The organism is Sporosarcina sp. Y1011, assembly GCF_057669885.1.
In genome coordinates, this window is the sequence record NZ_JBYHFP010000009.1 from 60,731 (window position 1) to 87,520 (window position 26,790).

At 37.3% G+C, this 26,790-nt stretch carries 29 protein-coding genes; 26 read left to right on the forward strand and 3 right to left on the reverse strand.

The genetic code is table 11. The features are described 5' to 3' along the window. Positions 1 to 137 precede the first annotated feature (137 nt). The 13 genes from AC25Y5_RS11915 to AC25Y5_RS11975 all read left to right on the forward strand — a co-directional run bounded on the left by AC25Y5_RS11915 (position 138) and on the right by AC25Y5_RS11975 (position 15,895). Positions 138 to 980, forward strand: coding sequence for an ABC transporter permease (locus tag AC25Y5_RS11915; RefSeq protein ID WP_488140489.1), 843 nt, complete (start codon positions 138 to 140; stop codon positions 978 to 980). Next, positions 977 to 1,765: an ABC transporter permease gene (locus AC25Y5_RS11920; protein ID WP_488140490.1), complete on the forward strand. Its 789-nt coding sequence runs from the start codon at positions 977 to 979 to the stop codon at positions 1,763 to 1,765. The genes AC25Y5_RS11915 and AC25Y5_RS11920 overlap by 4 nt, the downstream gene beginning before the upstream one ends. Positions 1,766 to 1,785: 20 nt before the next feature. Then, a complete protein-coding gene (locus AC25Y5_RS11925) occupies positions 1,786 to 2,862 on the forward strand; it encodes an ABC transporter substrate-binding protein (protein ID WP_488140491.1) in 1,077 nt (358 codons plus the stop codon). Positions 2,863 to 2,875: 13 nt separating this feature from the next. Continuing rightward, positions 2,876 to 3,958 carry an ABC transporter ATP-binding protein gene (locus AC25Y5_RS11930; RefSeq protein WP_488140492.1) on the forward strand — a complete coding sequence of 361 codons (1,083 nt, stop codon included), beginning with the start codon at positions 2,876 to 2,878 and terminating at the stop codon, positions 3,956 to 3,958. Between the two features lie 594 nt (positions 3,959 to 4,552). Continuing rightward, positions 4,553 to 6,937, forward strand: a complete 2,385-nt coding sequence (locus AC25Y5_RS11935; RefSeq protein WP_488140493.1) for a polyprenyl synthetase family protein — start codon at positions 4,553 to 4,555, stop codon at positions 6,935 to 6,937. 470 nt (positions 6,938 to 7,407) lie between these two features. Continuing rightward, positions 7,408 to 8,754, forward strand: coding sequence for a M28 family peptidase (locus AC25Y5_RS11940; RefSeq protein WP_488140528.1), 1,347 nt, complete (start codon positions 7,408 to 7,410; stop codon positions 8,752 to 8,754). 443 nt (positions 8,755 to 9,197) lie between these two features. Beyond that, positions 9,198 to 10,577, forward strand: a complete 1,380-nt coding sequence (locus AC25Y5_RS11945) for a M28 family metallopeptidase (RefSeq protein WP_488140529.1) — start codon at positions 9,198 to 9,200, stop codon at positions 10,575 to 10,577. A 57-nt stretch (positions 10,578 to 10,634) separates the two neighbouring features. Further along, positions 10,635 to 11,831 (forward strand): M14 family zinc carboxypeptidase, encoded by a 1,197-nt coding sequence (locus tag AC25Y5_RS11950; protein ID WP_488140494.1) that lies wholly within the window; start codon positions 10,635 to 10,637, stop codon positions 11,829 to 11,831. 55 nt (positions 11,832 to 11,886) lie between these two features. Next, positions 11,887 to 12,930 carry a M14 family zinc carboxypeptidase gene (locus tag AC25Y5_RS11955; RefSeq protein ID WP_488140495.1) on the forward strand — a complete coding sequence of 348 codons (1,044 nt, stop codon included), beginning with the start codon at positions 11,887 to 11,889 and terminating at the stop codon, positions 12,928 to 12,930. A 279-nt stretch (positions 12,931 to 13,209) separates the two neighbouring features. Next, positions 13,210 to 13,806 carry a class I SAM-dependent DNA methyltransferase gene (locus AC25Y5_RS11960; RefSeq protein WP_488140496.1) on the forward strand — a complete coding sequence of 199 codons (597 nt, stop codon included), beginning with the start codon at positions 13,210 to 13,212 and terminating at the stop codon, positions 13,804 to 13,806. 295 nt (positions 13,807 to 14,101) lie between these two features. Next, positions 14,102 to 14,668 carry a DUF4256 domain-containing protein gene (locus tag AC25Y5_RS11965; RefSeq protein ID WP_488140497.1) on the forward strand — a complete coding sequence of 189 codons (567 nt, stop codon included), beginning with the start codon at positions 14,102 to 14,104 and terminating at the stop codon, positions 14,666 to 14,668. Positions 14,669 to 14,918: 250 nt separating this feature from the next. Beyond that, complete coding sequence (locus tag AC25Y5_RS11970; protein WP_488140498.1) at positions 14,919 to 15,347, forward strand: hypothetical protein; 429 nt, start codon at positions 14,919 to 14,921, stop codon at positions 15,345 to 15,347. Between the two features lie 98 nt (positions 15,348 to 15,445). After that, a complete protein-coding gene (locus AC25Y5_RS11975; RefSeq protein WP_488140499.1) occupies positions 15,446 to 15,895 on the forward strand; it encodes a DinB family protein in 450 nt (149 codons plus the stop codon). A 186-nt stretch (positions 15,896 to 16,081) separates the two neighbouring features. On the opposite strand, the gene AC25Y5_RS11980 is transcribed toward AC25Y5_RS11975, so the two are convergent. Both AC25Y5_RS11980 and AC25Y5_RS11985 read right to left on the reverse strand, forming a co-directional pair. Continuing rightward, positions 16,082 to 16,210, reverse strand: coding sequence for a hypothetical protein (locus AC25Y5_RS11980; RefSeq protein WP_488140500.1), 129 nt, complete (start codon positions 16,208 to 16,210; stop codon positions 16,082 to 16,084). Between the two features lie 468 nt (positions 16,211 to 16,678). Then, complete coding sequence (locus AC25Y5_RS11985) at positions 16,679 to 17,563, reverse strand: DMT family transporter (protein ID WP_488140501.1); 885 nt, start codon at positions 17,561 to 17,563, stop codon at positions 16,679 to 16,681. Between the two features lie 323 nt (positions 17,564 to 17,886). Between AC25Y5_RS11985 and AC25Y5_RS11990 the strand changes: the two genes are divergently transcribed. From AC25Y5_RS11990 to AC25Y5_RS12050, 13 genes are all read left to right on the forward strand, one after another. Next, complete coding sequence (locus AC25Y5_RS11990; RefSeq protein ID WP_488140502.1) at positions 17,887 to 18,627, forward strand: alpha/beta hydrolase; 741 nt, start codon at positions 17,887 to 17,889, stop codon at positions 18,625 to 18,627. A 79-nt stretch (positions 18,628 to 18,706) separates the two neighbouring features. Then, entirely contained in the window at positions 18,707 to 19,060 is a 354-nt protein-coding gene (locus AC25Y5_RS11995) for a glyoxalase superfamily protein (RefSeq protein ID WP_488140503.1), read from the forward strand. A 7-nt stretch (positions 19,061 to 19,067) separates the two neighbouring features. Further along, positions 19,068 to 19,550 (forward strand): hypothetical protein, encoded by a 483-nt coding sequence (locus AC25Y5_RS12000; protein WP_488140504.1) that lies wholly within the window; start codon positions 19,068 to 19,070, stop codon positions 19,548 to 19,550. Positions 19,551 to 19,741: 191 nt separating this feature from the next. Further along, positions 19,742 to 19,987 carry a hypothetical protein gene (locus AC25Y5_RS12005; RefSeq protein WP_488140505.1) on the forward strand — a complete coding sequence of 82 codons (246 nt, stop codon included), beginning with the start codon at positions 19,742 to 19,744 and terminating at the stop codon, positions 19,985 to 19,987. Positions 19,988 to 20,206: 219 nt separating this feature from the next. Beyond that, complete coding sequence (locus AC25Y5_RS12010) at positions 20,207 to 20,338, forward strand: hypothetical protein (RefSeq protein ID WP_488140506.1); 132 nt, start codon at positions 20,207 to 20,209, stop codon at positions 20,336 to 20,338. A gap of 164 nt (positions 20,339 to 20,502) precedes the next feature. Beyond that, positions 20,503 to 20,730: a hypothetical protein gene (locus tag AC25Y5_RS12015; protein WP_488140507.1), complete on the forward strand. Its 228-nt coding sequence runs from the start codon at positions 20,503 to 20,505 to the stop codon at positions 20,728 to 20,730. A 168-nt stretch (positions 20,731 to 20,898) separates the two neighbouring features. Continuing rightward, the gene (locus tag AC25Y5_RS12020; RefSeq protein ID WP_488140508.1) at positions 20,899 to 21,213 is read left to right on the forward strand and encodes a hypothetical protein; all 315 of its coding nucleotides are present in this window, start codon (positions 20,899 to 20,901) and stop codon (positions 21,211 to 21,213) included. Between the two features lie 119 nt (positions 21,214 to 21,332). After that, a complete protein-coding gene (locus AC25Y5_RS12025) occupies positions 21,333 to 21,512 on the forward strand; it encodes a hypothetical protein (protein WP_488140509.1) in 180 nt (59 codons plus the stop codon). 148 nt (positions 21,513 to 21,660) lie between these two features. Then, positions 21,661 to 22,104, forward strand: a complete 444-nt coding sequence (locus tag AC25Y5_RS12030; RefSeq protein ID WP_488140510.1) for a GNAT family N-acetyltransferase — start codon at positions 21,661 to 21,663, stop codon at positions 22,102 to 22,104. A gap of 129 nt (positions 22,105 to 22,233) precedes the next feature. Next, positions 22,234 to 22,743 (forward strand): YoqH family protein, encoded by a 510-nt coding sequence (locus AC25Y5_RS12035; RefSeq protein ID WP_488140511.1) that lies wholly within the window; start codon positions 22,234 to 22,236, stop codon positions 22,741 to 22,743. A 277-nt stretch (positions 22,744 to 23,020) separates the two neighbouring features. Next, positions 23,021 to 23,986, forward strand: a complete 966-nt coding sequence (locus tag AC25Y5_RS12040; protein ID WP_488140512.1) for a hypothetical protein — start codon at positions 23,021 to 23,023, stop codon at positions 23,984 to 23,986. A 52-nt stretch (positions 23,987 to 24,038) separates the two neighbouring features. Beyond that, positions 24,039 to 24,332, forward strand: a complete 294-nt coding sequence (locus AC25Y5_RS12045) for a hypothetical protein (protein WP_488140513.1) — start codon at positions 24,039 to 24,041, stop codon at positions 24,330 to 24,332. A gap of 236 nt (positions 24,333 to 24,568) precedes the next feature. Then, the gene (locus tag AC25Y5_RS12050) at positions 24,569 to 25,006 is read left to right on the forward strand and encodes a VOC family protein (protein WP_488140514.1); all 438 of its coding nucleotides are present in this window, start codon (positions 24,569 to 24,571) and stop codon (positions 25,004 to 25,006) included. Positions 25,007 to 25,601: 595 nt separating this feature from the next. Here AC25Y5_RS12050 and AC25Y5_RS12055 read toward each other — a convergent pair. Then, positions 25,602 to 26,570: an NAD(P)-dependent alcohol dehydrogenase gene (locus AC25Y5_RS12055; RefSeq protein ID WP_488140515.1), complete on the reverse strand. Its 969-nt coding sequence runs from the start codon at positions 26,568 to 26,570 to the stop codon at positions 25,602 to 25,604. Positions 26,571 to 26,790: the final 220 nt, after the last annotated feature.

Here is a 26,790-nt window from a genome sequence, read left to right on the forward strand (position 1 = left end):
TATATATTATATTTAAGGTTTCATAGAATAGCATGCAAAAAAGAGTTTGGCGATAGTTTTCAAATTGTAAAATAAGATTGCAGTCTCACGAAATTGTGTACAACTTACTCAATCGAATAGAGTAGAGGAGAGTACTCATGAACAAAAAGTATTTAATTTTTCTACTGTTTCCAGCGATTCTAGTATTATTGGGTTTTTTTATACTTCCATTAATTGTTGTTTTTAATAACTCGATTATGGATGTTAATGGAAGTTTAACATTTCAACAATATCTTTTGTATTTCAAAGACCCACATTATTTAAATATTACGTTGAGGTCTATAAAAATATCTTTATTGGCTACAGGAATCACCTTAATTGTAGGATACTTTATCGCATTTTTCACCACAAAGTTTATAAAGAATAAAAAACTAAAGCGTGTTGCTTATATACTAATTATTTCTCCATTGTTTACGAGTGCAGTAGTAAGGTCATTTGGTTGGATGGTTATATTGGGCAACAACGGATTTATTAACAAAACTCTGATTAGTATTGGAATCATCTCAAAGCCTTTAAAACTTTTGTATAACGAGACTGGAATCATAATAGGTTTAGTATATATTTTAGCCCCCTTTATGATTCTGTCTATAACGACTGTTTTAGAGAACATAGATAAGAGTCTTGAAGAGGCTGCTTTGGATTTAGGATTAGGTCCTATCAAGACATTTTTGAAAGTAACACTTCCACTAACAGTACCTGGAATTTTGGCTGGAAGTGTAATGGTGTTTTCTTTAGCTATCAGTGCGTATGTTACCCCTGCTATGCTTTCTGGAGGCAGAGTTCAACTGATTGCCACCGTTATTTATGAACAGATGATGCTAACTTTTAATTATCAGTTTGGATCAGCAGTTGCTTTTGCTGTGCTAATCTTTAGTTTCTTAATTATTGGATTAAATCATTATTTGCTGAAATCCGATTGGATTGAGGAGGGGAGACGTTGATTTCTAAAATAATCATGTGGACGATTGGTAGCTTCCTTTTTCTATTTTTAGCTTTACCTTTGGTGGTACTAATCAATGTTTCATTTACTGAACTAAACTTTTTATCCTTTCCGGGTGAGGGATTTACTTTGAAATGGTATCAGAAGCTTCTTGAGGATGAATCTTACATAGATTCCTTTCTATATAGTTTCAAGCTTTCCGGTATTGCTACCCTTTGTGCGATATTGATAGGTATTCCAGCATCTTATGGATTGGCTAGAAATAACTTTAGGGGTAAAGGGATTCTGATGGGTATTATCTTATCCCCACTTTTGTTGCCTCAAATCTTTTTAGGCCTAGCGTTACTTCAATTTTTTTACCACTTCACGAGTAATCCACAGAACATGGTGACTTTAGTGGCAGCTCATATTGTTATTACATTGCCTTACGTAGTTCGGACCTGTGTGAATAGTTTGATTGGAATTAGTCCATATATTGAAGAAGCAGGAAGGGATTTAGGGGCTGGAGCAGGAAAAACCTTTTTCTTTATTACGTTGCCACTCATGAAATCTAGCATAATTGCCGGTACCTTGTTTGCTTTTGCAGTATCTTGGATTAACGTTGAGGTTACGATATTCTTAACTGCTGCTGATCAAATGGCACTACCGGTTAAAATGTTTAACTATGTGCAATATAATATTGATCCGATGATAGCTGCAGTTTCTGCAGTAACAATTTACATTGCATTTATCTTGATTCTAATAATTGATATGTTAGTAGGAATTGAGAATGTTGCTTCAAAATAAACAATATGAGGAGGGATTTTATGAAAAGGTCACGTGTAATTACAATTATTATCATAGCTTTTCTTGTTATAGCAGCTGGATGTGGAAAACCAGTTCAACCTGATAGTAAGCAATCAAAATCCAATATAGATGAAAAAGAAATTACTATTGCTATATTCGGCGGTGAATGGGGCGAGGCTATAAAGAATAATATAGTTAAACCTTTTGAACAAGAAACGGGCATTAAGGTAAAGATTATTGAAGGAAATTCAACGACAACTTATTCCCGTCTATTACAGGAAAAAGGCTCATCTACCATTGATTTAGCTTTAATGGACTCCGGGATTTCCGAACTTTCATACAAAGAAGGAATTCTAGACAATATTGATAATGAAAAAATTAAAGAAAAGGAATCTCTATATCCAGAAGCATTTCACGGTGAAGGCAATGATATATTTGGCATCGCGCTTGGATACTGGGGATTAGGAATAGTGTATAACACGGACTTAATCAAAAATCCACCTAAATCATGGGATGATCTTTGGAAAGATGAGTATAAAGGGAAAGTAACAATTCCTACACCTGCTACTACTGGAGGATTTCCTCTATTAATGCAAGTATCTGAACTTGTAGGTGAAGAAAAAGGTAATGTTGAAGAAGGCCTTGGACGCCTAGGAGAGTTGGAAGTGGTTGCCTACTTTGATAGCTCAGGAACAGCTACTAATTTATATCAAAGCGGAGAAGCAGCGGTTGGAGCACACTATGGAGGACCTGCATATGTCATGAAAGATCAAGGCTTACCAATTGAGTTTGTTATACCGGAAGAAGGAGTTTTAGGCGCAGGTAGCTTTTGGCATATTGTAAAAGGAACGGAAAAATCTGATCAGATATATTCCTTCTTAAACTATGCTACCACTAAGAGTGCACAGGAAGGAATTGCTAAGGAATTATACTTGGCACCAATTCACAAGGAAGTTGAACTGGACGACAAAACACTTGAAAGGATGCCTTATGGAAAGAATGGATCACTAAAGGATATAAACATGCCGGATTATAAGTTAATAAATGAAAATAGGGATGAATGGACAGAACTTTGGAATAGGAAAATGGGAATCTAGGGGAGGGAGAATCATGTTAGGAGTAGAGTTAGAGAAAAACGATACCTCAGTTGAAGTCGAAGAAGGTATCAGTATTATTGAATTTAATGGGGTCACAAAAAGATATGCCCAAGCAACTGCAGTAGATAATATCTCCCTAACTATTAAGGAGGGAGAATTTCTTTCACTTCTCGGGCCGAGCGGATGTGGAAAAACAACTACTCTAAGAATGATTGGTGGTTTTGAGTTGCCAAGTCAAGGTAGTATAAAAATTAATGGAAAAGAAGCAGGTAAATTACCGCCTAACCTTCGCCCCGTTAATACTGTTTTTCAAAACTATGCTTTGTTCCCTCATTTGAATATCTACGATAATATATCTTTTGGATTAAAACAAAAAAAACTTTCGAAGTCTCAAATAGCTAATGAAACAAACGAAATTATTGATATTATGGGGCTAGAAGACCATAAAAATAAATATCCAAAACTTCTATCAGGTGGTCAGCAACAAAGGGTTGCATTAGCAAGGGCTTTAGTTAATAAACCAAGAGTATTACTTTTAGATGAACCATTAGGAGCACTAGATTTAAAGTTAAGAAAGAAAATGCAATTCGAATTAAAAAAGCTTCATGAACAATTTAAAATTACGTTCATCTACGTTACACATGATCAAGAGGAGGCATTGATCATGTCAGATAGAATTGCAGTTATGAACCAAGGGAGAATTGAACAAATTGATACTCCGCAGGAAATTTATAATAATCCGAGTACCCTATTTGTAGCCAACTTTATTGGCGACACAAATATAATAGATGTGAATTTATTGACAGATAAAAATAGAAATAATTTACTGAACGAGTTTCCACAAATTAGAAATACAAATAAAAAGCTTGTAATTAGACCTGAATATTTGAATTTAAGAGAAGACATCATTCAAGAAAATAATATTTCGTTAGAAGTTGAATTGAAAAATATACATTATGTAGGCTCAAAAAGAGTTATTGAGTGTATATCTGGTACTCAGGAGATTGTTGTGAATTTATTTGCCGAAGACTATTTAAATCAATTAAATGGTAGTATTTTCTTGAGTGTTAGAAAAGATTTAGTGGGGATAATTTAATTTCAGATACCTGTACGGGATAAAATTCAAAACGGAGTAAGCGTCAAATTTGACGCTTACTCCGTTTTGAATTTTATCAGATCTAGTGCGGTTAGGTTTCATCAATTAGACCAGTAGTCATAGGCTTCTTAGGGTGGATAGTGTCAGGGAAGTCTTTGCGTCAAAAATAACTACATCGCCAGAACCAAAAATGTTGAAAGGAACATTCCAAATTACGTACTTCTCGTCATCAATAGTAAACTCAGAGCCGTCCAACCAACTCAGTCAACCGTCCAACCAACTCCCAAAACCATCCAACAGAAAGCCAAAGAATGCACTTCAGGTACGCTGTTCGTGAAAAAAGTCGGAGTATACGCTACAATTTGATAATAATACAACCAAAATCAGCTGTTTGGCTGTTTGTATAACTAACTTGTTTGAGTTGCTTGTCTTTGTTTGATGCACAAGCACTATTTTTAAGTCGGTGTATCGTTTCTTGAATAAAATAATTTAGTTTTTGTGAAAAGTTTGGGATAGGGTTTAGGTTGGTAACATTGATTTGATCAATATTGCATACATTTATATATGAAAACTTTAAGTAGAGGTATTGATGGTATGAATGAGAAGTTAATGATAAATGCCGATGCAAGTTATCGGTTGGCGGAGCAGAAGGCTGCTGATTATTTTAAATCACTTTCTGAACAGCTCGTGCAAAAAACGTATGTCCCTGTTTTGATAAAAGACATACAGTCTTGGAAACAGAACCACATTCATCCTTTCCCTTTGCTATCTATTTTTTCGAGCAGAAAGGGAAAAACTGGTTCAGAGGGGTATCACACTTATATCCAATGGCTGAATTACACAGGTAAACTAGATAATTACTTGGATCGGAGCATTTCCTATATTTACATGCGCGACTTGGGTAAAGCGTTAAACTCGCCGGATACACAATCCAGGGTTCAACGTACGGTTGATAGCTTGAAAAATCACCTAATTGATTCCAATCCGAAAAATCCTGGAAGCAATTTGGAGATGTTTAGCATGGCTGGAATGTATCGGCTCGCCCAGAAGGAAGGCGTTGAATCCAGCATGATCTGGGTGATGGACAAAATAAAGTCTGTATCCGCCCATATTCCAGAGGGAATGGATGCTGAGGAAGCCAAGCGGAAACTTATCAAAATTATAGCGGGGGTCATCCTGCATGTGACCGAAGAAATGGACGCTGAGATTACACCTGAAGAACGTACTCGGAAGCTTCATGAGGCAATTAGGCTTGGGTATTCTTATGGGCTGACGTATCCACTTATTGACGATCTACTCGATGCCAGTGTTTTATCAAGTGAAGAGAAAAAACGTTATTCCGAATTAATTCGGTCCACACTTATCACAGGAACTGTTCCTGAATTGGATAAGTGGACGGGGAAAAACGCCGAACTCATCCGGTTTGCTCATTCGGAACTCCGAGATGCATTTGAGTATATTAAAGGCCAACAGCTGCCAGAGACAAGAAAAAGTTTTTTCGAGCAGTCCTACGTGTTTTTTAATTCCCAGGAAGTGGATCGTGTAAAGGATCTATCTAATGCGAATTACACCAATGAAGAACTTTATATCCCTGTCATTTTAAAATCTTCTTCTTCACGATTGATTACCCGTTCAGTCATAAGTGCTCCTGAAGACGCGGGCTTCCATAACCGAACATTTTTATATGGGATTTACAACCAGTTGGCGGATGATTTTGCGGATATGTTTGATGACTTAGGTGAAGGTAGCGTCACACCTTATACCTATTATATGAAATATCATGATACACGCGCGGATCTCATAAATCCCTTTGAATTGTACTGGACGGTCATCTTCAATTTGATCCACAATGTCTATGACTCAGATAGCAAGACGCGTGAGGTGATACTGGGTCGTGCCATCAACGGGCTGAAACGATTTAAAAAGCGAATGGGCACTAAAAAGTACAATGCGGTTATGAAGTTATTTGCTTCGGGAAATCCTTCATTCAATCGTGTCATTCAACATATGGTGCGAAAAGCGGATGATGTGGATTTCTTTGATAAACTGCTGCGCGATCATATGATTACGAATCTAAAAAGTGAACGGGAAGAGCAGGAGTCCTTTTTAGATACGATCGAAACTGTACGCAACCAAATCAATGACGTATTGCCTATTCCTGAAATAGGGAATGCCTCTTTGATGAAAGAACCAATCATCGATGCGGCAAATTACAGTCTTGCAGGTGACGGAAAGCGACTCAGGCCAATCATGACTTGGGTTATGGGTGTGAACGGATATGGGCTAAATGAGTCGTCAATCGTGCCACTTCTGAAATCATTGGAATATATGCATACGGCATCCCTTATTTTTGACGATATGCCATCCCAGGATAATGCGCCCACGCGGAGAGGACGTCCAACCCTACATCAGGTATATGACAGTGCCACAGCTGAATTAACTGGACTTTTCCTGACTCAAAAAGCGGTAGAAGAACAAACCTCACTTGACGAGTACGACCCGGAAACTGTGCTACGCTTGATTAGATATTCGTCCCAAATCGTAGCGGATATTTGTAGGGGACAGGCGATGGACTTGAATTCCAGAGGGAAACAATTGACGTTTGAACAATTGAATGAGATGTGCTTTTATAAGACCGGAATCGCATTTGAAGCTTCTCTCATCATGCCTGCCATTCTCGCCCACGCAACGGAGTTGGAAATGGAAGCATTGAAAAAATTCGCCCGTCATGCCGGCATTGCGTTTCAGATTAAAGACGACCTGCTGGATGTGGAAGGCGATCAGAATATACTCGGAAAACCCATTGGAAAAGATATAGAAAACAACAATACGACATTTGTATCCATCCTAGGTGCGGTCGGTGCCAGAAAAGCGATGTGGGATCATTATTGTTCTGCGATGGAAACACTGCAAGAAATCCCACGCAATACAACTTTTTTGAAGCATTTCTTGAATTATATCGTGAACCGAGATCATTGAGTTTATTAGCGTTCGTAAGCGAATAGAATACCTGAGTCACGCGCCTTCTGTATAGGAAGGCGCGTGACTTTTTTAGTGTGTGCGATGTTTCGCTAACTGGAGAGTAGATACGTAACTGCGTCCCGACTTTTTTTATCGACAAGTGATGGGTTATGCTCAGCCAATCTCGTTACATAACTGCCATGAGATATAACATATGAAATACAAAAATCACCCAAAATTCGCAGTTTCAACAATCGGGAAGTAGTGAATTTTACTAGTTCTAAACATACAGTAATGAAGAAAAATTCAAAGTCACTACGAGTAGTTCAAAATGCACATATGGTCTGTAATGCTTATGAACTCTTCTTTCGTTAAAAGGTATGAGATTGTAACTGTTTTAATATTTATGGAAGGGATTGGTAAGTAAGGAAGGGAATACCCCTTAAGTAGTCAAAATTTTCAGGGGATAGGAGTGTGCTCTTGTGAGGATGAAAAAGAAGTTTAGGATTGTCATGCTGACTGCTTTATTCGTTACATCTAGCATAAATGGTATGCCTGGACATGTGTTTGAGTCGGGGATTGCGGTTGCAGCATCGGAAAAAGGGCAAAGCAATGCGGCTTTCGATCAAAAGGTCATTGCTCGAATTAGCGCGGAAAACTTGTATACAGATGCGGCTTTTTTAAGTGAAACGATTGGTCCACGTGTGGCGGGAACCGAGGAAGAAAAATACACGGCAAACTTTCTAAAGGAACGTCTTCTATCTTACGGGTATGAAATTGAGGTACAAGAATTCAGCATTCCGGATAAGACGATAGGCCATTTACAAACTGCTAATGGTGATGAAGTGCTGATTACCATTCCCGCAGGTTCAGCGGCTACAGCAGATGAAGGATTGACTGCTCAGCTTTATGATGCGGGTTTAGGGCATACGGCTAATTTCAATGCGGAATCCGCAGGGAAAATTGCATTAATATCGAGGGGTGAAATAACATTCCAGCAGAAAGTGGAGAATGCCTATGCAGCTGGCGCAGTTGCTGTGCTGATTTACAACAATGTTGAGCAGGCTAGCCCTTTGAATCCATCCATTAGCGATAATGCGCCAATTCCGGTTGGTGGAATCACAAAATTGAGCGGTGAAGCTTTACGGGAAGATATCTTGTTGAAAAATGAAACTGTCACACTAAACGTGAAGCTTTTAGGGAATATGACTTCACAAAACATTATTGCAAAGCGTACCCCGAAAAAGAATGGCAAACACGATATTGTACATGTATCTGCACATTACGATAGTGTTCCATTTGCACCGGGTGCAAGCGATAATGCATCAGGGACGGCTGTTGCATTGGAAATCGCGCGTGTATTAAAAAGTTATCCAATTGAAAAGGAATTAAGAATTGCTTTTGTAGGTGCTGAAGAAATCGGTTTGGTCGGTTCCAGCTATTATGTCAGCCAATTGACCGCGGATGAAATCGGTCGCAGTATTGGTAACTTTAACATGGATATGGTCGGAACTTCGTGGGAAAATGCAACGGCAATTTATATGAACACGGTTGATGGCAATTCGAATCTAGTTTCACAGACGGCTACTGAGACTGCAGCAAGAATCGCCACACCTTCCGAGTTAATTCTTTATCAAAGAGGGGCATCTGATCATGTTTCGTTCCATGATGCAGGGATTGCGGCAGTGAACTTCATTCGCCGTGAACCAGGCACCGCCAACTTGGAGCCTTACTATCATACTCCGCAAGACACGATTGAGTACATCAGTAGGGAAAGGCTTAAAGAAGCCGGAGATCTAGTCGGTGCCTCTGTTTATAAATTGATTGGGAAATGAGATGGAAACAGTGCTGGTGACAGACGTATAAAAGAAAGGGATTTTAAGTACATTTGAGTCGATTTCATAATAGAGGGTTTTGTATTAAAATCCGAACCAGGTTGATTTCCACTCCAGGCGGACGCTTTCCGCGGGCACGGCTTCAGCCTCCTCGTCACTGCGTTCCTGCGGGGTCTTCAGCCAGGGAAGAGTGAACTTCTTTCTCTTCCTAGCTGTTCCCGCTGGAGTCGCCGCCTTCCGTTACAATCAACGGAACCCATCCAAGCAAAAGAATATTTGATTACGAAATTTCGTTAATGTTAGGATTTTCATTTAAAATAAGCAAATATAAAATTGATACATCTATTAAGAAAAATAGAAACAGGGAGAGGATTTTATTGAAAAAAGTCGGAATTAATCAAAGTAGGACGAAGAAAACATTACTAACGTTTACGCTAGCTGGAATGATGGTACTAAGCTCCTCACCGTTTGCATTAGCAATCGCTGCACCTGTTAAACAAGCGCCGATTAGTTACACGGTCGCTGGAGAAAATGGGGGATCTGGTGCTGCGCATGATAATAAAGTTGTAAAAAGGGTCGAAGCACAAAGAGCGGTTGAACATGTCAAATACTTGTCAGAGAGTATCGGTCCAAGACCCGGCGGACTAGAGGCTGAAAAACAAGCCGCCGATTATGTAGCGAATACATTAAAAAGCTATGGATATGACATTGAGTATCAATATTTCCCTGTTGCGGATCAATTAATAGCGGACGTTTCGTTTGCCGATGGATCTGTATGGCAAATGGGAGCGGCCGCGAATGGCGTAGTAAGTGATGTGCCAGTGAATTCAGAAGTTATCTATGTAGAGGATGGAACAAAGGCAAGTGACTTTCCAGAGAATACTGCAGGGAAGGTCGTATTAGTGAAGCAGGCAAGTTCAACTGCTAACTACCGTTTGCAAGTCGAGAATGCCATAAATGCAGGTGCAGAGGGTGTCATTATTCATAGTGTTGTGGGTGGGCGTGGAAACTATGGATCGACATTTAATCCAAACCTGACAAAAGTAGTTGATATTCCAGTGTTCGGGGCAGCTTATATCCAGGGTGAATGGTTAAAAGAACGGTTGGCTAAAGGAACCGTCACGATTAGATTAACTGCAAAACGCCATTCGAACTTACAATCTGTGAATGTGATTGGAACGAAAAAAGCGAAGAGTAAAAATGGGGATGGAAAAGAAGTGTTGTTAAGTGCACATATGGATAGTGTTGTTGGTGCACCTGGGGCGAATGATAACGCATCTGGCGTAGGCTTAATGCTTGAGTTAGCACGCGTTTTCAAAGGATATAACACAGACAAAGACCTCAAGTTTATTGCCTTTGGATCAGAAGAACGGGGCTTGCTAGGGGCGAGGCATTATGTGGATCAATTAACTCCAGCTGAAAGAGCTAATATCGAAGTCGTCTTTAATCCGGATATGGTTGCAACAAAATACGAAGCGGCTACAAACCTTTACGCGATGACTGTAGATGGCAGTACGAATCTTGCAACTAACGCGACTGTAGCGGCGGGTGCTCGGTTAGGTAATTCTGATATTTTACCAGGGAAATTTGGATCTAGTGACCATGTTCCTTTCCATAATGCAGGTATTCCTGCAGCACTGTTTATTTGGATGGGGATCGATAGCTGGGACCCACTAGTTTACCATATTGAAAAAGTGTATCACACGCCACAAGATACAATAGCTGACAATATCTCCGTTGAACGTATGCAATCTGCTTTAGAAATTATCGGAGCGGGTGTGTTCGATGTCGTGCGCAAAGATGTACCGGGGTTGAATAGGTAAGTAGATTTATTGGCAGGAAAAGGTTCAGTGAAAATGACAAAGGGGAGTGTTTGTTTTATGAAGAAAAAAGTTATGAGTACGGTTGGCATCCTGACGCTATGCGCAAGTCTCGCAATGCCTGCATATGCGGCAGAAAATCCGGACAATCTAGAATCGCATCATAACAATTCAATCTCGGGATTCACGGATTATGGTGAGATGCAAAAGACGCTTCAGCAAATTGAGAAATCGAGCAAGGGGAATGTCGTTGTAGAAGTCGTCGGTCAATCCAATAGAGGCCGTGATATTTACAAAGCGACCATTGGGACAGGCAAGAAGGTTATCCTCATTGAGAGCGAAATTCATGGGAATGAAAAGACTGGGACTGAAGCGGTCCTCAATTTACTCAAATCAATAGGATCCAGTAATTCACCTGAAGCAAAGAAGATTCGCGATGAAGTAACACTTGTCTTTCTACCGAAAATGAATCCTGATGCGTCAGAGATGGATAAAAGACGGAACGATATGACTTGGCAAGAGGTACTTGCGAGCTTCCCACAGTTAAGTGAAGCAACTCCTGCTTGGAACTATTTGAACCGTGGCATTAGCCAAATGTATGACTATAGTAAAAATCCTGGCTTTGACGTCAATCGAGACTTCAATCCGGATTTAAACTATGTCCCTCAGGCAAAAGACTTTCCAGGTAACTCTAGTTCACCAGGCTGGTTTATCACACCTGAAGCGCAAACCGTACGCGATGTATACAAATCGTTACAAGAGGAGTATGGAAAAGTAGATGTTTTCGTCGACCTGCATCATCAAGGAATGTATTATGTCGAAGGTACTGCTGACGAAGTAACATTATCCTTATCAGCACAATTTGTTCCGGACCCGAATACTTCGGCGGGCGCAAAATATGCGCAGTATAAAGAAGCTTACAATTATGATTTCTCAAGACAGTTGAACCTTGCTGCCTATAATGAATTACAGTCATACGGCAATTCACCGTTCAAGAATATTACGCTTTATTCGCAGGGACTCGATCTTCCTGGGACGGCACTAGGCACATTCGCTTTGAATGGCAGCGGCACTGTACTCTTTGAAGTAACTGGCCAAACACAGAATATGGGGCAAAAGAAAAAAGGACAACTCGTAAAAGCCGTTGAAAGGGGTCTTAGCGGTATTATTCACGCAGTTGCTGACGGATCTGTCGAAAATTTAAACCCTGAGGACTACGAGAAAATTCCATTGACTGCTTACAGGCCTACGAACTGAAGCGGAAAATTGTAATCGTAAACAATACAACGTTTAAGAAAAGGGAGAGAAGTAAATGAAAAAATCAATACTCGCAATTTCACTTGCAGGAGCAATGGTACTAAGCGCATCACCGTTTGCATCACCTATTGCAGAAGCTGTAGGAAACGGGCCTAACTATGGTGGTAATGAAACAATAAATACATCCATCCTACACACGTATGACGAAATGGTGGAAAATCTAAAGAAGCAGGAAGCCAAACAAAAGGATATGCAGCTTGAAGTGATTGGTCAAAGCGTTAAAGGAAGGGATTTGTATTTGGTAAAATACATGAAAAATCCTGAAAATCCAACGATTCTTTTCCTTACGCAGCAGCATGGGAACGAGCAGCTGACGACGGAAGGGACACTTGAGTTCATCAAACATATTGGTACAGGCAAGATGAAAGGTGTCACTGACGGAGTGAATATCTTGATTGTACCAATGCTCAATGCAGACGGCGCAATGGGAGATGTCGACTTTTCCCTAGATGATTACATCGCTAGCGGAGGACGCAATTTAACGCGTTACAATGCGCTAGGGGTGGATTTGAACCGGGATCACGTAACGAAAAATCAACCTGAAACGAAAGCGCTTCATGACAATGTTATGCGTGCCTACGACATTGACTATATGATTGATTTGCACCACCAAGGCACCCAAAGTGAGCGTGATGGAGAACTAGTGTCGGGCTCCATTCTTTACCCGACAACACCGAATGTCAGTCCAGATGTATTACTGAAGTCAAAACAGCTTGGTGCAGTGGTATTTGATGCAGTCGATTCAACAGGTTGGGGCCATCTAGGTAAATACAATGGGGGATCAGCCGAAACCATTAGCCGCAATGGAATCGCGGTGGAATATGGTATTTCTACGCTTCTGTTTGAAATGCGCGGCATGTCGGATCACTCTGCTGAGTCTGCCATTCTGGGACAGAAAAGCAATGGCTACTTGATTAAGCAGACAATCACGACGCTTGATGCAACGGTGCGTGCGATAGCAGACCGTTCTATCGAAGACCAGGACATTCGTTTCTGGGATACACTGGCTACACAGCAAACACGTTCTTCTGAAGAGTAGATAATGAGTAGGTCGTCACTTTCGGTAATTACGGCATGCATAGTATAAGAATAAATCCCCCCTTCATGGTATTTTGATATGGAGGGGGATCCTTTTGTTTCTTTTATGCACTACATTTTATTACATAAAGTAAAAGGGGAAGCGGCCAAATAAAAAATGGTTACTTTCCTCGTTTAATCTGTATTCAGAGCCTAGAGGGGGGGAATAGTCCCTTAAGGTTTTGATTTTTGCTATAATGATGGATAAGCTAAAATTATCTAATTAACAGAGGAGCGGAATATGGAAAACAACGTCTTTGAACAGATGGCAAAAAGATATGATACAGAGTTTAGAATTGAATTGGCTAAAGTTGTAGTGAAGGAAGTAAGACCTGTATTACGAAATAGTAAATCATTATCTTTAATCGACTATGGGAGTGGTACGGGGCTAGTTGGTTTGGAATTATCAGATCTGGTAGATTCTGTATTGTTGGTGGATTCATCAGAGCAAATGTTGGAAGTTGCGAAAGCTAAAATTGCGCACAAAGGAATTACCAATGCCAAAGTACTTCATTCAGATTTCACTCAAGAAACTACTGAACTTAAGGCAGACATCGTTTTAATGTCGCTCGTTCTTCTTCATATATTAGATACTCCAAAAATTTTGCAAGGCTTGTTCAACATTTTAAACAAGGGCGGCAAGCTCATTATTATTGATTTTGATAAAAACGATAAAATAAATCATCCGAAAGTCCATAACGGTTTTTCACATGAAGAACTGAAAAAAGGATTAGCCGAAATTGGATTTAAATCAATTGAAATGAAGACATTTCATCATGGAAATGATATCTTTATGAATCAAGATGCGTCGATGTTTATATCCAGTAGTATCAAGTGATTTTGGTTTCTTAGTTCACACAAACTCTAAAAGAACCATTCATATCAAGGGTTTAGGTCTCGTTTATTCCCTCTTGATGTGATTGGTTCTTTGTTTATTTTTGGCTAGTTTGGCTTTCTGGTGGAAAATAAAGGCGATCCATCGAGTTTGCTATTTTTAGTTGTCGAATGAAAGAGGAATACGTATGAAAAATAACGAATACAGAACTATGCTCTTAATCAGCTTCCGTGAAATTAAAACACCAAACTTGGCAAAAATAGCAGTAAGTAGTTAAAACAATTAGGGGGAAACGAATATGACAGAAACAAATAAACAGTTGTCACAAGAACAACGTGAGGAACTCCTCGCAACATTGCAAACTCGGTTTGAGAAAAATAGGAACCGCCATGAAGGTGTTGAATGGGCTACAGTACAAGCTAAGCTCGAAGCGAATCCTGAAAAACTATGGTCTCTCAATGAAATGGAAGCAACTGAAGGGGAACCAGATGTTGTTGGCTATGATGAAAAGACTAGCGAATACATTTTTTGTGATTGTTCCGTAGAAAGTCCCAAAGGTCGCAGAAGTGTTTGTTACGACCTTAAAGCACTCGAATCAAGGAAAAAACACAAACCAGAAAATAACGCTATGGATATGGCGACTGCCATGGGTATTGAAATTTTAACGGAAGAACAATATCGGGACCTGCAGAAAATTATGAATTTCGATATGAAAACGTCGAGCTGGGTGCAAACACCTGCCAATATTAGAAATCTCGGCGGGGCTCTCTTTTGTGATCTTCGCTACGACACTGTCTTTCTGTACCACAATGGAGCAGATTCCTACTATGCTGCAAGGGGCTTCCGTGGCTTGCTGAGGGTCTAATTCTTAGCTGAAATCGAATTTGGTTTTCATCAGAAAATTAAATGGAAACGATAGGGTCTATTTCCATGTTTCATATGGCATTTAAGAATACGATGCACTGAATTACTAGAGCAAAACAAAAAGAAGAAGGAACAGATCCCTCTTCATTTATACTTTTCAAGCTAATAAATGTATTACTGGAACAACAGTTACGCTTTTCATATAGTAAGTGAAGACGATTTTCACTAACGAGAAGAAATGAGGTGATTGTATGTTAGAAAAGCTTAGAAAAGTTAATATGAAAACGGCTGTAAATATGGGGATCTGTTTTTACTCTTTGACATTCTTAATACAATTTCTTATTATTAGCGGGATTATTCCATTTACATGGATAAACGGTGGAAGGTCAGAATCCTTAGCAACTCAACTGCCAATATCTATTTCCAATATTATCATTTCTATCATAGGATTAGTTTTCACGCTAATTGTTGGCAGAAATAAGATATACAAATACAAAAGAGGAATAACCGTTATGTGTTGGTTTTTTGTAGTACTCTGGTCTTTTGGATTCATACAACAATTGTTAGGAACGCCTTTTGAAAAAATGGTTATGTCGTTAATATTGCTTCTTGGTGTCATCTCAAATATGCGAATGGCGATCGAAAAGAGATCCGCAATAAAAACTAGCATTAAAACATGAACCAATGGGATTACGTGTTAATATTATGCTGGGAGAAAATTGATTTATAAAAGTGGAAATCCTACTGGGAAATTCAATCATTGGTGGTGTGATTCTCATTGAAAACGATTCAAAAGATGTATGACCATTTAAATTGGGCTAACCAACGTATCCTTGAAACATTGCAAAGTATTGAAGGTGGAAATCAAGAGGTTAAAAGTTTATTTTCTCATATTCTGTTTGGAGAAAGAATTTGGATTGCCAGATTACAGGGGATGGACAGTTCACAATTGCCGGTCTGGGAAGACGTCGATATTGAGCTCTGTGCAGAACTTGTCATGCGCAATGAAGTGAGTTTTAAAGAGTATCTTACTGACTTAGCAGAACCTGATATAGATAAATTAATACTCTATACCAACAGTAAAGGAACGGAGTTTAAGCATTCTGCAAGGGATATTTTGACTCATGTAGCATTGCATGGTCAGTACCATCGAGGACAGATTAATTCACGGCTTCGAGCAGATGGTTTTGAACCAGTTAATATTGACTTTATTAAATTTGTGAGATAAATGTATTCGAGGTGGCCTCGTTAGTGGAACCTAGTTCATGACATGTGTCTAGCTTCCACTAATAAGTGCAAAGTAGGCATTTTTGCTCTTCAACAAAAGGGGAAATGGCGTTGCGCATACCAAGAAATTCACACTACCTAGACAACAAGTTGTCGATCGAAGGTCCTGATTCAACACAAAGAAATTTCATTTTTTCTTTTTCTTTTTAGCCGCGAAAATTGCGATAAATGTACCTGAGAAAACAGTTATCCATAAAAACAAATCCACTTTTCCAGCTCCATTCGTTAGTCTGAAAAGCCTTTTAGCTTTGCTCAAGATGTATTTTCTCGAAGGGTAGATTGGAAACTACTTAGAAGAATAGACTCACTAATATATTGCTAGGATTGATAGAAAAATACATATTAGTGCTAAAGTAAATAAAATAAAGGAATTCTTAAAATTCCTTCTCATTTTGATTCCATAAGCAAAAAAAAAGATAGCAGCGGCTAATTTGGAACAACTTTGAAAGTAAGCATTACTCGAGAAAAATGAACTACTAAAAATTACTGAAGTGAGCAAAGTTGTCGAGATTAGTATTTTAAACCACAAAGGCTCGTTTAGGAATTGTTTAAGTGCAAACTTTATCCTCTGCATAATTGTATAAATCCCTTCCGAGGAATTTTCTTGATTATATATATCGTATGTTTGTCGATGCGAATTAGCCATGAGAGCAAAATCCAAGCTATATAACATAACAGCTCTAAAATACAAAACAGTGTGAAGCATTTGCCTCACACTGCTTTTTTAAATTATTTTATCTTTTGACAACTTCATCGATTTCGTTTCGCTCACAAATGTGGAACCTAAAAGCAATGCACCACCTAGCATTTGAACAAATGTCATCTGCTCTTGCAAGATAATAGCAGAAATCAGTAATGATGTGATTGGATCTGCGTAGCTTAGTGCAGCGATGCTTTGCCCTTTTAATTTCTGCATACCTGAGAAGAATAACAAGAATCCAATACCTGTATGTACAATCCCTATGATTAAAATAAATGGAATGGAGGAGCTCGATACTTCCAAAATTCCGAATCCCTCCGTAAAGAGTACATATGGGATAAGAAGTATTGTCGCCGTTCCAAGTTGAAGTAATGTCGTTTCTAACCCATCCATATTTTTGATGAATTTATTAAGTAGCATCAATGAAGCATATAATACAGCTGCCATTAATCCATAACCAATCCCAATTAAATCATCCATTCCAGACGTGCTAATCCCAACATTACCAACAATGAATAACATCCCTAGCATGGCTATACCAATGCAGATTATTTTCTTAGCGGATAATTTTTCTTTGAGGGCAAGTGGTGAAAGAATCAGGACAATCACAGGTGCAAAATAGTAACTTAATGTTGCGTTGGAAATGGTCGTATGCTTGAATGCCTGGAAAAAGAAAATCCAATTCCCCCCGAGTGCAATACTCGAAAATATTAATACGAAAGCATTTACTTTAACCACAGCCCATGAAATTCTCTTCTTCATGATGAACAGGACTACCGTTAAGAATATACCGCCAATTAAACCACGTAATAAAGCGATCTCACTCGAAGATAAATCAATGTATCTTACAAATACACCAATTGTACCGAAGAGGATCATTGATAGTAAGAACTGAATTTTAGATTTCATGGTCTACTCCTTCGAATCTGCGAAAAGCTTATAGCTCGCAGATTCTTATTCTGTTATTCATGTAAGTTCGTAGCTAGAGTAAACGATGGTGACGGTGATGTTGAAAATGTCATATTAATTCCCTCCGTTTCTGAATGAACTCATTATACTGAATTAAATCACATTCGACTACCGGGTTGTTTTACTGAAACAACAATAATGCCTTTCTTATTCGCTCACTAGGCAGTTCAGTGAAGTAGCAGGTTTTTACTAGTAGTTCATAGAAGTAGTTATTGAACGAATAATTTTGACCTTTTAAAATAAAAAGTGAGGTGTTAAAAGTAATGATGAAAATAGTACCCCCTAAGCCTTTTTTCTATAAAGGTGGAGAGAGAGCTGTATTACTCTTACATTCATTTACAAGCAATCCCACTGATGTGAAAAAGTTGGCGAAGTATTTACAAAATGAAAATTACTCTTGTTCTGCACCGTTATACAGTGGACATGGTCAAACAGCGGAAGAGCTTCTCACATATAGACCGTCAGATTGGTGGCAAGATGTACTAAACGGTTATCAGTTGTTAAAGGGTGAAGGTTTTGAAAAAATAGCTGTAATTGGTCTTTCACTTGGTGGTGTGTTTGCATTAAAAGTGGGTCAAGAGTTGGAGGTAAATGGCGTTGTTACAATGTCGGTTCCTATACGTAGAGAAGCTACTTTTCTTCAAAAGCGTGTCTTTCATTATGCAAAAAGATACAAACAACTTGAAGGAAAAAATGAAGAACAAATAAGTTTAGAAATGAAACATCTTCAAAATATGTCTATCGATTCATTAGTTAAGTTCCAACAGCTAATTGATAAAACGATGGATAAATTAGCACATTTAAAATCACCAATTCGTATTATGTATGGTGAATTAGATGAACCCTTGTATAAAGAGAGTGCAGAAGTAATTTTTCAAAGCATCGAGACAAATCAAAAAACAATGAAGGGGTATCCGAACTCTAAACATTTAATGACATTAGATCCGGACATCAACGATGTGAACAAAGATATTCTTACATTCTTAAACGATTTAACTTGGTAGCTTTACTTCAAAAAGGAGTAATCGAATTTCATGATTAAATTATTTAACTTAAATAAATGAAACAGGGGTGCTATATTACATGATTACACCTATCTTTCGAATTTTTGATATTGAAAAAGCGAACTCATTTTACATAAATTACTTAGGTTTTGAAATGGATTGGAAACACCAGTATTCGGAAAATATGCCTGTTTATTTTCAAGTATCTTTAAATGATATTGTTTTGCATCTATCTGAACATCATGGTGATTCCTCTCCAGGTAGTACAATTCGAATTAAAATAAATGACTTAGAAAATTTCCATTCTTCATTATCGAAAAAGGAATATGCATACTCTAAACCAGCTATTGAAAAAACACTCTGGGATACAATTGAATTAACAGTTATCGATCCTTTCTCAAACAGAATTATATTTTACGAAGAAACGGAGTGATGAATAAATGAGCAATTTTGAAGACATTTTACATAAAAAGCTTATTCTTTCTAGGCCGATAAGTAAAGATGAAGCAAAAAAATTGAACCTGGCAAATACCCATTTCAGAGATGAAGAAGAAAACTCCCTTCCAAAACAATGGTTTTGTAGTATTGATATAGAGGAATGTGAAGATGTAGAAATATTTGTGCAAGGGAATATGGAAAAGCCATATGAAGAATTTATTGAAATGGCGGGAAAAATACTAGACGATTTACATCAGCATCTTAGCCGTGCATTAAAATATTTGAAGGAATTCTTTCCTACTCAAGAAGTGGATGACTATGATTTATCCACAATATCATTTGGAGAGATGGTTAATTTTGATGAGTATCTCTTTAGAGGCTTTACAATCGCTTTTATTCATGGAGATTATCCTTATGCATTTCAGTATAAAGTAAAATTCAAAGAAAATGGATGGCCTATTGGTTTTGAAGGTGGTCCACTTTAGGAAGCACAGATCAGAAAGTTTGCCTTTCTTATTCAACAATCTGGTGCTTTAGTTGAACAACAGGGGCTTCTTAGGGACTCTTTTTTCTTATTGAACTAACGCAGCAGTTTAGTTGAACACGGAAAACTAATTATTTACTAGAATAAGTATCAGTAACGACTTTATGAACTAGGAATTGTAAGGGGGATGTTATGTACAGGTTATTTGGACTTTTAATAATTAGTTTATCATTGCTGACAGTCTCAATTGTATTGCAAGTTGCTATGGCAGCAGAGCAAGAGTTGCATACTATTTCTGTTTGGCTAATTTTAATTGTTTTAATCTTGGGTATTTTATTGTTAATTCCTAAAAGTATGAGCCAAAACACTGAAGAGGTATTTGTGTCAGACGAAGAAATAGAGGCAGAATTACTAAATTCTAATCATAAAAATAAATGAAATCGAAGGATGTACTGTTCTGGTGAGGTCTATGAATTTTTTTTGAGAATTAAACAAACGTGGCAGCATTTCTGTAATAAGTTTGTGAACAAATGTACATAAACTAACGGGTGCTTTACTTCAAGAAGGAGTAAAGCCTTTTTTCTTATTGAACTAAAGGGGCAGGTTAGTTCAATAAAGCAATGAGTTATTTAGGCGAATTATAGAGGGGGATTTTGAATGGATTGGTTATGGGCATGGTTTGCATTTTCCCTTGCTGCTGGAGCGTTTTATAACTCCTCTGAGGTTAAAAAAGAGAATGAAAAGTTGAGAGAAAGAATTGAAAAATTAGAAGAAGAAGTATATAAATAATTTTATCTAACAGGGGCTTTCATTGATAATCATGGATTGCTTAGACAGCCCTTTTTTCTTGTTCAACTAAAGGGCAGAATTATTTGATAAGAACCCCAAATTAATTTTGGTATAAAAAATGTATAGGTAAAAAAGTACTTTTGTCATTTAGAGAACCAGGGAGGGTGAAAATAATATTAGATAAATTAAAAGCATTACCTGAAAAGGTGACATTTGCTATAGGCTTAACTTTAATATTAACTATTGGATTATTGTTATTCTTCTATTCACTTTTGTTCCCTATTGGTATTTGGACTGCGATGATTATAGAGGGCATTGTTTTTGGTATTGCTATATTATTTATATTGAGTGCGGCTGACAAAAGACATTCACGCACTGGTAAGAAAAAATAACTCTTTATTCATTTGTACTTATTGCACTAACGGGTGCTTTATTTCAAGGGAGTAAAGCCTTTTTTCTTATTGAACTAAAGGGGCAGTTTAGTTTAAGAGTGTTGTCTAACTTGTGTTCAACAATCTGGACCATATTGTCGAGAGTGCTTTCAAAAGGGGGATGGGGATATGAAGGTAGTGGTTTATAATTCCTTGGTGATTATCGGTGCAATCATCAGTCTTATATTTGCAACAATTTTAGGTATATACGGTCAAGATATATCTTATTATTTGAATAACCGTAACCCGACAATTGAATTAACAACAGTTATAACTATCGTAACTTTCCTTAGTATTGGATTGTATATAATTACTCCTTTTTTAGTATTTAAATTCCTGAAACTAAAAAAGGTATATCTAATTGCGTGTATTATTATCTGTGCCCTTATTGGACTTCCAATCTCTTTGTTCTCATTTTTTGTTTTGGCGATGTGGATGGGTTAATTTTTTGCATTAACAGGCACGATTGTTTAATAAGCCTCTTTGTTCTTATTAAACTAACGGGTGCTTTACTTGAAGATCGAAAATGTACTGCTATTTATATATATCAGGGGGTGGAAAGGTTGGATTTATTTTTTTATATTGTATTAATTATTGTTTTTTCTCTTATCTATTATGGATATGTTAAGAAAAAAGATACTGATTTAAAAATGAAAGAATTAGAGCTAGAAGAAAAAAAGGTAGAATTGGAAATGAAAAAGTTAGAATTTAGTAAAGATTGTAAAAAACAAGACGAAAATTGAAAGTTTTATTTGAAAATGCAATAGCCTTACGAATTCGGTAACTGCTCAGCTATTCAACGAAACCTTGTTCAACTAACGGACAGTTTAAGTCAATAACAAAAATACCAAATCTAATGTGGAATTTGGTTAAGGATAGGTGGGGAAATTGATGGAAATATATCAAGCGACGATTGAGGATTTAGAAGGTGTGTCAAATCTATTTAATTTGTATCGGATGTTTTATGAACAGGAATCAGATTTAGAAGGCGCTGAAAATTACATAAAAGAACGTATAGAAGGCAAGGAATCCATTATATTTGTCGTCAAAAACAAACAAAAGTATGTAGGATTTACGCAGCTTTATCCTATCTTTTCATCCATATCTATGAAAAGGGCTTGGATACTAAATGACTTATATGTAGATGTAGAGGCCAGAAAACAAGGAGTTGGAGAAATACTATTACACAAAGCTAGATCTTTCGCTGTCGAATCAGGCGCTAAAAGTATTAGTCTGAGTACAGCACCAGATAACGATTATGCCCAAAGGCTATATGAAAAAAATGGATATATTCGGGATTCACAATATTATCATTATGAATTGAGTCTGAAATAGTCTATTCCAACATTGGGCTAACTAGTGCTTTGAAAGCTCTTTTTAATTTTCAACTAAAGGGCAGTTTAGTGGAACAAGAATATTGTCTTACAACAAGGATATACTACCTGAAATTAGGTAGGTGATTAGATGAAAAAAATATCATTAATATGTGTACTATTACTATTAAGTCTAACAACGTTGTTATATATAACTTGGGAAAAACCAACAAAAGTAAAGGCCATAAACAAAGAGAAGCAACAATTATTAAAAGCCGTTTCAGAGCCGTGTAGTCTAATATTGGAACCTGTTGATAAAAGTCTGACGAATGCTAAGGGCGTTGCATTAATCTATAAAGTGCAATTAAACCCACCAAGTTTTGCGAGAACTAATATAAGTATTCTTGCTGTTCATCTTCCCAAACCATCTACTTATGGTGACTTCGATAGCTATGAAGGCTTTGCGTCTATTCCCAAAGTAATAAGTTGGCGTTTTAAGCTTTATGCAACCCCAGAGGATAATGGTCCAAGCTGGGCTGGACGATTTGATTTAATTACAGCAGAAATGAAGAATGTCGAAGTTCAGGTACGCCTCTCAAATTCCAAAACAGGACAGTTAGGACCAAGTGTTCTAACAAACAGTATTAGCAACTGTAAATAGTTAATGCAAAGTAACGGGTGCTTTACTTCAAGAATGGAGTAAAGCTTTTTTTCTTGTCCAACTAACGAGTGCGATTGATATCGAATTCTGATTCCGAATGATAATGGTGATAGTTATAAAATGATTGAAATTCCGATATAATATCATGAAGAAATAAAGAAGGATATTACATAAAGACATTTATGTTGCGGGAGAAATATTTAACAACGTCATTTGAGTTAAAGCTTATGTAAAGATGTAATAAAAAAATTTAATAAACGGAGCTTGAGGTGAAGTTGTGTATATTTTAGATCAAACAAACGAATGGGATGCCGATTTACCTGAGTTCGATGTGCGAAATGACGAAGTTGAAAGTCAGCGGAAAATGCTTTTTGATTATTTTATTATGAAGGCCTCTACTGTGGATATATTAGTATACCGAGGCTTAAATGAAGAGAAGATGATAAAGCAAATGAAGAAGCTATTTAAAAATAAGCGAGTAAAAACAGATCATCATGGTAAATGCTACAAGTTCTTTTTAGATGACGTAACAAGAAGTTGGATTTCAGCAAATAATATAAGTGAATGTACAAGCGTTGTATATGATGAAAATGGCAAAGCGATTGCGGATTTTAATAGACATGTGTCCTTTTATGAAAAAGTGCCTGTGCCATGTAGTGTGTTGTCGGTGAAAGAGCTACCAATTCAACATGATATCTATATTCGTGAAAATGATAGAGAGTGTGATGTAGATTTACAAGAACAGGCTAAATCGTATTATATTAGTACGGACTATGATTGCATAGAAAAACTTGCTTTTGATACAATTGAAAACCTTTATGTTTATCCATTGTCTATTTATATTGAAACGCACGATGGAGAGCAGCATCAAATGCAAAAGGATTGGGCAAAGTATGCTGTAGAATATATAGACTCCGGACAGCGTGTGTTTACCCTCTCTTCAAAAGGAATGTATCATGCGGAAGTCCCAGGCTTCTTTTTAACAGTAAAAAATACCGATGAATTAAAAGTTGTGTTCGAAGAGCTATTTTACTTAGCCTATCAAAACGACACATTCATCGTGTCTCAAAATAAGATGGATATCCGAACTGGCCGTAATCGAATTTTCAAATCAGGTGATGAAATGGTTTTAACGTTCGATCATGATGCACAAGGGATTGTCCTATACACTGCACTAAATTTCGAAAAAATAAAGAACTATCTTACCAGCTATATGATTACGCACATACAACAAGAGAGTTAGGAAACTAACTCTCTTCTTAAATACCTTACAAAAGGGAGAGTGAAGGTTGAGTATGAATCAATTATATTTGTCATTAAGTAAAGCAGGTTTGATGTTTAAGGGTGAAACAGATCAAGGAGTGGTTGATTTCATTCTATTTGAAACCCACGAGAATGGAAATACAACATCAGTGGATGTGAATACTTTCGAAACGCTTTTCGAGGGTGTAAAAGGGAATCCGACCTATGAAGCTTTGTCAGGATCTCATACTTTTATATTGGGGGATACGCAATACACCATGACTGCCGAAGAAATGGGTTATCAAAAGTATTTCGATCAATGGAAAGAACAAGGAGTGTTTAAATAACGAGTGCTTTGCTACTTAGACGGCTCTTTTTCTTGTTCAACTAAAGGAGCTGGATTGCTGAATATCAAAGTTTCGGTAAAATATGCAACATTCTCCTTTCAGGTAGAAATGATGAGTAGAATGCACGCACAATCAGAAATGCAGGTATCTTATTATTATGGTAATCATCCGTTTGTTAATACTAGAATTTGAATAAAGGATATTACAAATTAACAGGAACATAGGAGGTATGAAAATTGAGGATTCGAAGAATGGATCATGTGGGGGTAATCGTAAATGATCTCTCAGCCGCTAAAGAGTTTTTTCTCGATTTTGGACTTGAGGTTAAAGGGGAATGGGAAATGGAAGGAGAGTTGATGGGATATGCAGTTGGGCTTAATGATGCTAAAGTTGCGTGTGTAGGATTGGGGACGCCAGAAGGTAAGACATGGATAGAGCTAATCAAATTTTATACGCCGTCAGATGAAAAAGATATTCAGCAAACCTTTGCAAATACACTGGGTATCCGACATATTGCATTTACTGTGGAAGATATTGAAGCTGTTGTTGCCAAATTGAAAAAGAAGGGCACGGAAATCTTTAGTGAGATACAGCAATATGAAGAAAGTTATAAATTATGTTATGTTCGTGGTCCAGAGGGAATTATTTTGGAGTTGGCTGAGGAAATCAAATAAGTAATATTAGTTAAAATGAAAGTACGACTCTTTGTTACTTTAAACTTTTAGTTTGTGAAGAAATGTATATCAACTAACGGTTGCGTTAGTTGAAGAGTGTTGTTTATCTTGTGTTCAAAAACCGGGTGGAAAAATACAAGGGTGGGGTTAGTATGCTTTTACTTTGGTATGCTTCATTTTTGCCATCAATTATCACATTAGCATTCGGGGTTACTAGACGCTCTTGGCTTTTCTAACGAAAGGAGAAGGGAGTAGTACAAATGAAAAAATATATTAATAAAGGAAATATAAAGTTTTTTCTATTAGGATGTTTAACATATTTTATAATTTCAACGATAATAGAACTAATCAGATAAGGATTCACTAAGATTGAAATGATGAATAGATAAAAAAATATTGAGGTAACGGGTGCGCCAGTTGAAAATCATCGAGTTGGTAATGTAGCTCTTTTTTCTCATTGAACTAACGGGCCAGGTTAGTTTAATAAGAGAGGTCAAATCTTTATTCTGAAGGATAGTCACCTTCTTTAAAGATGAAGAAAACGCACATTTTAATAGGTTAAAATTGTGCGTTCGGTGTATTTTTTAGCTAATAATTATACAGTAAGGACAACTTTACCTTGAGCGTGACCTTCCTGAAAATATTTGAATGCCTCAGATACTTCACTTAACTTATACCGTTTGTCAATTACTGGTTTTACTTTGCCAGTCTCGAGTAATTCTTTTATATGGATTAAGTCTTTTTGGTTTGCTCTCTGTAAAAGGTTACTTATTTTCTTACTTCCAGTCATTGAAATAAAAGGTCCAAGAACTAACGTTTGAAACATTTGGGATTCGGCTCCACCTACGTGAACAAAATGCCCATTTGGTTTTAATACACGTTTATAAGCTGAAATGGAATTAGACCCGTTAACACCAAGGATCAAATCATAACGCTCTTTTTTTTGTGTGAAATCCTCTTTTGTATAATCAATGATGTGGTCTGCTCCTATTGAATGCACTATTTCTAAATGTCTTGTACTACATATACCTGTTACTTCAGCCCCAAAAGATTTGGCTATTTGTACCGCGAAAGTACCGACGCCTCCAGATGCCCCATAAATTAATACCTTCTGTCCTGCCTTAATCTTTCCTTTATCACGTAGTCCCTGTAAGGCTGTCACACTTGCCATAGGTGTGGCAGCAGCTTCCTCGAAGGAGATGTTGGTTGGCTTTAAAGCTAATGCAAATTCCGGGACAGACACATATTCAGCAAAACCACCCCAGCCACAAGAAGAGAGGTCACCGAATACCTCGTCACCTGGTTGAAACTGCTTCACATTCTTGCCAACAGCTTCGACTATACCCGCTATGTCACCTCCGGGGATAGCGTATTTTGGTCTCAGAAGCCCGAAAGCAAAACGAGCTAAGAACGGTTTGCCTTTCAAAAGAACCAAGTTACTAAAGTTCAAAGATGCTGCATGAACTTTTACCAATACTAGATTCTCTAAAAGCAAAGGCTTTTCCATCTCTTGTGATTTAAGTACGTCAGGTGATCCATATTTGTTACAAACGATAGCTATCATAAAATCCCCCCAATTTTCTTAGATGTATTTACAAAAACATAAAAGTCCCATAACAAAAGATAGTAAAGTGTTATTATTAATATGGAATGATGAATCAAAATATTCGAAAATTACTTGAAAATGGGAAAGTATTGAACAATAGAAAGTAAAACGTGTGTGAAATTCAAACTTCAACTAACGGATGCTTGACCTTAAGAAGGAGTAAAGCCTTTTTTCTTAT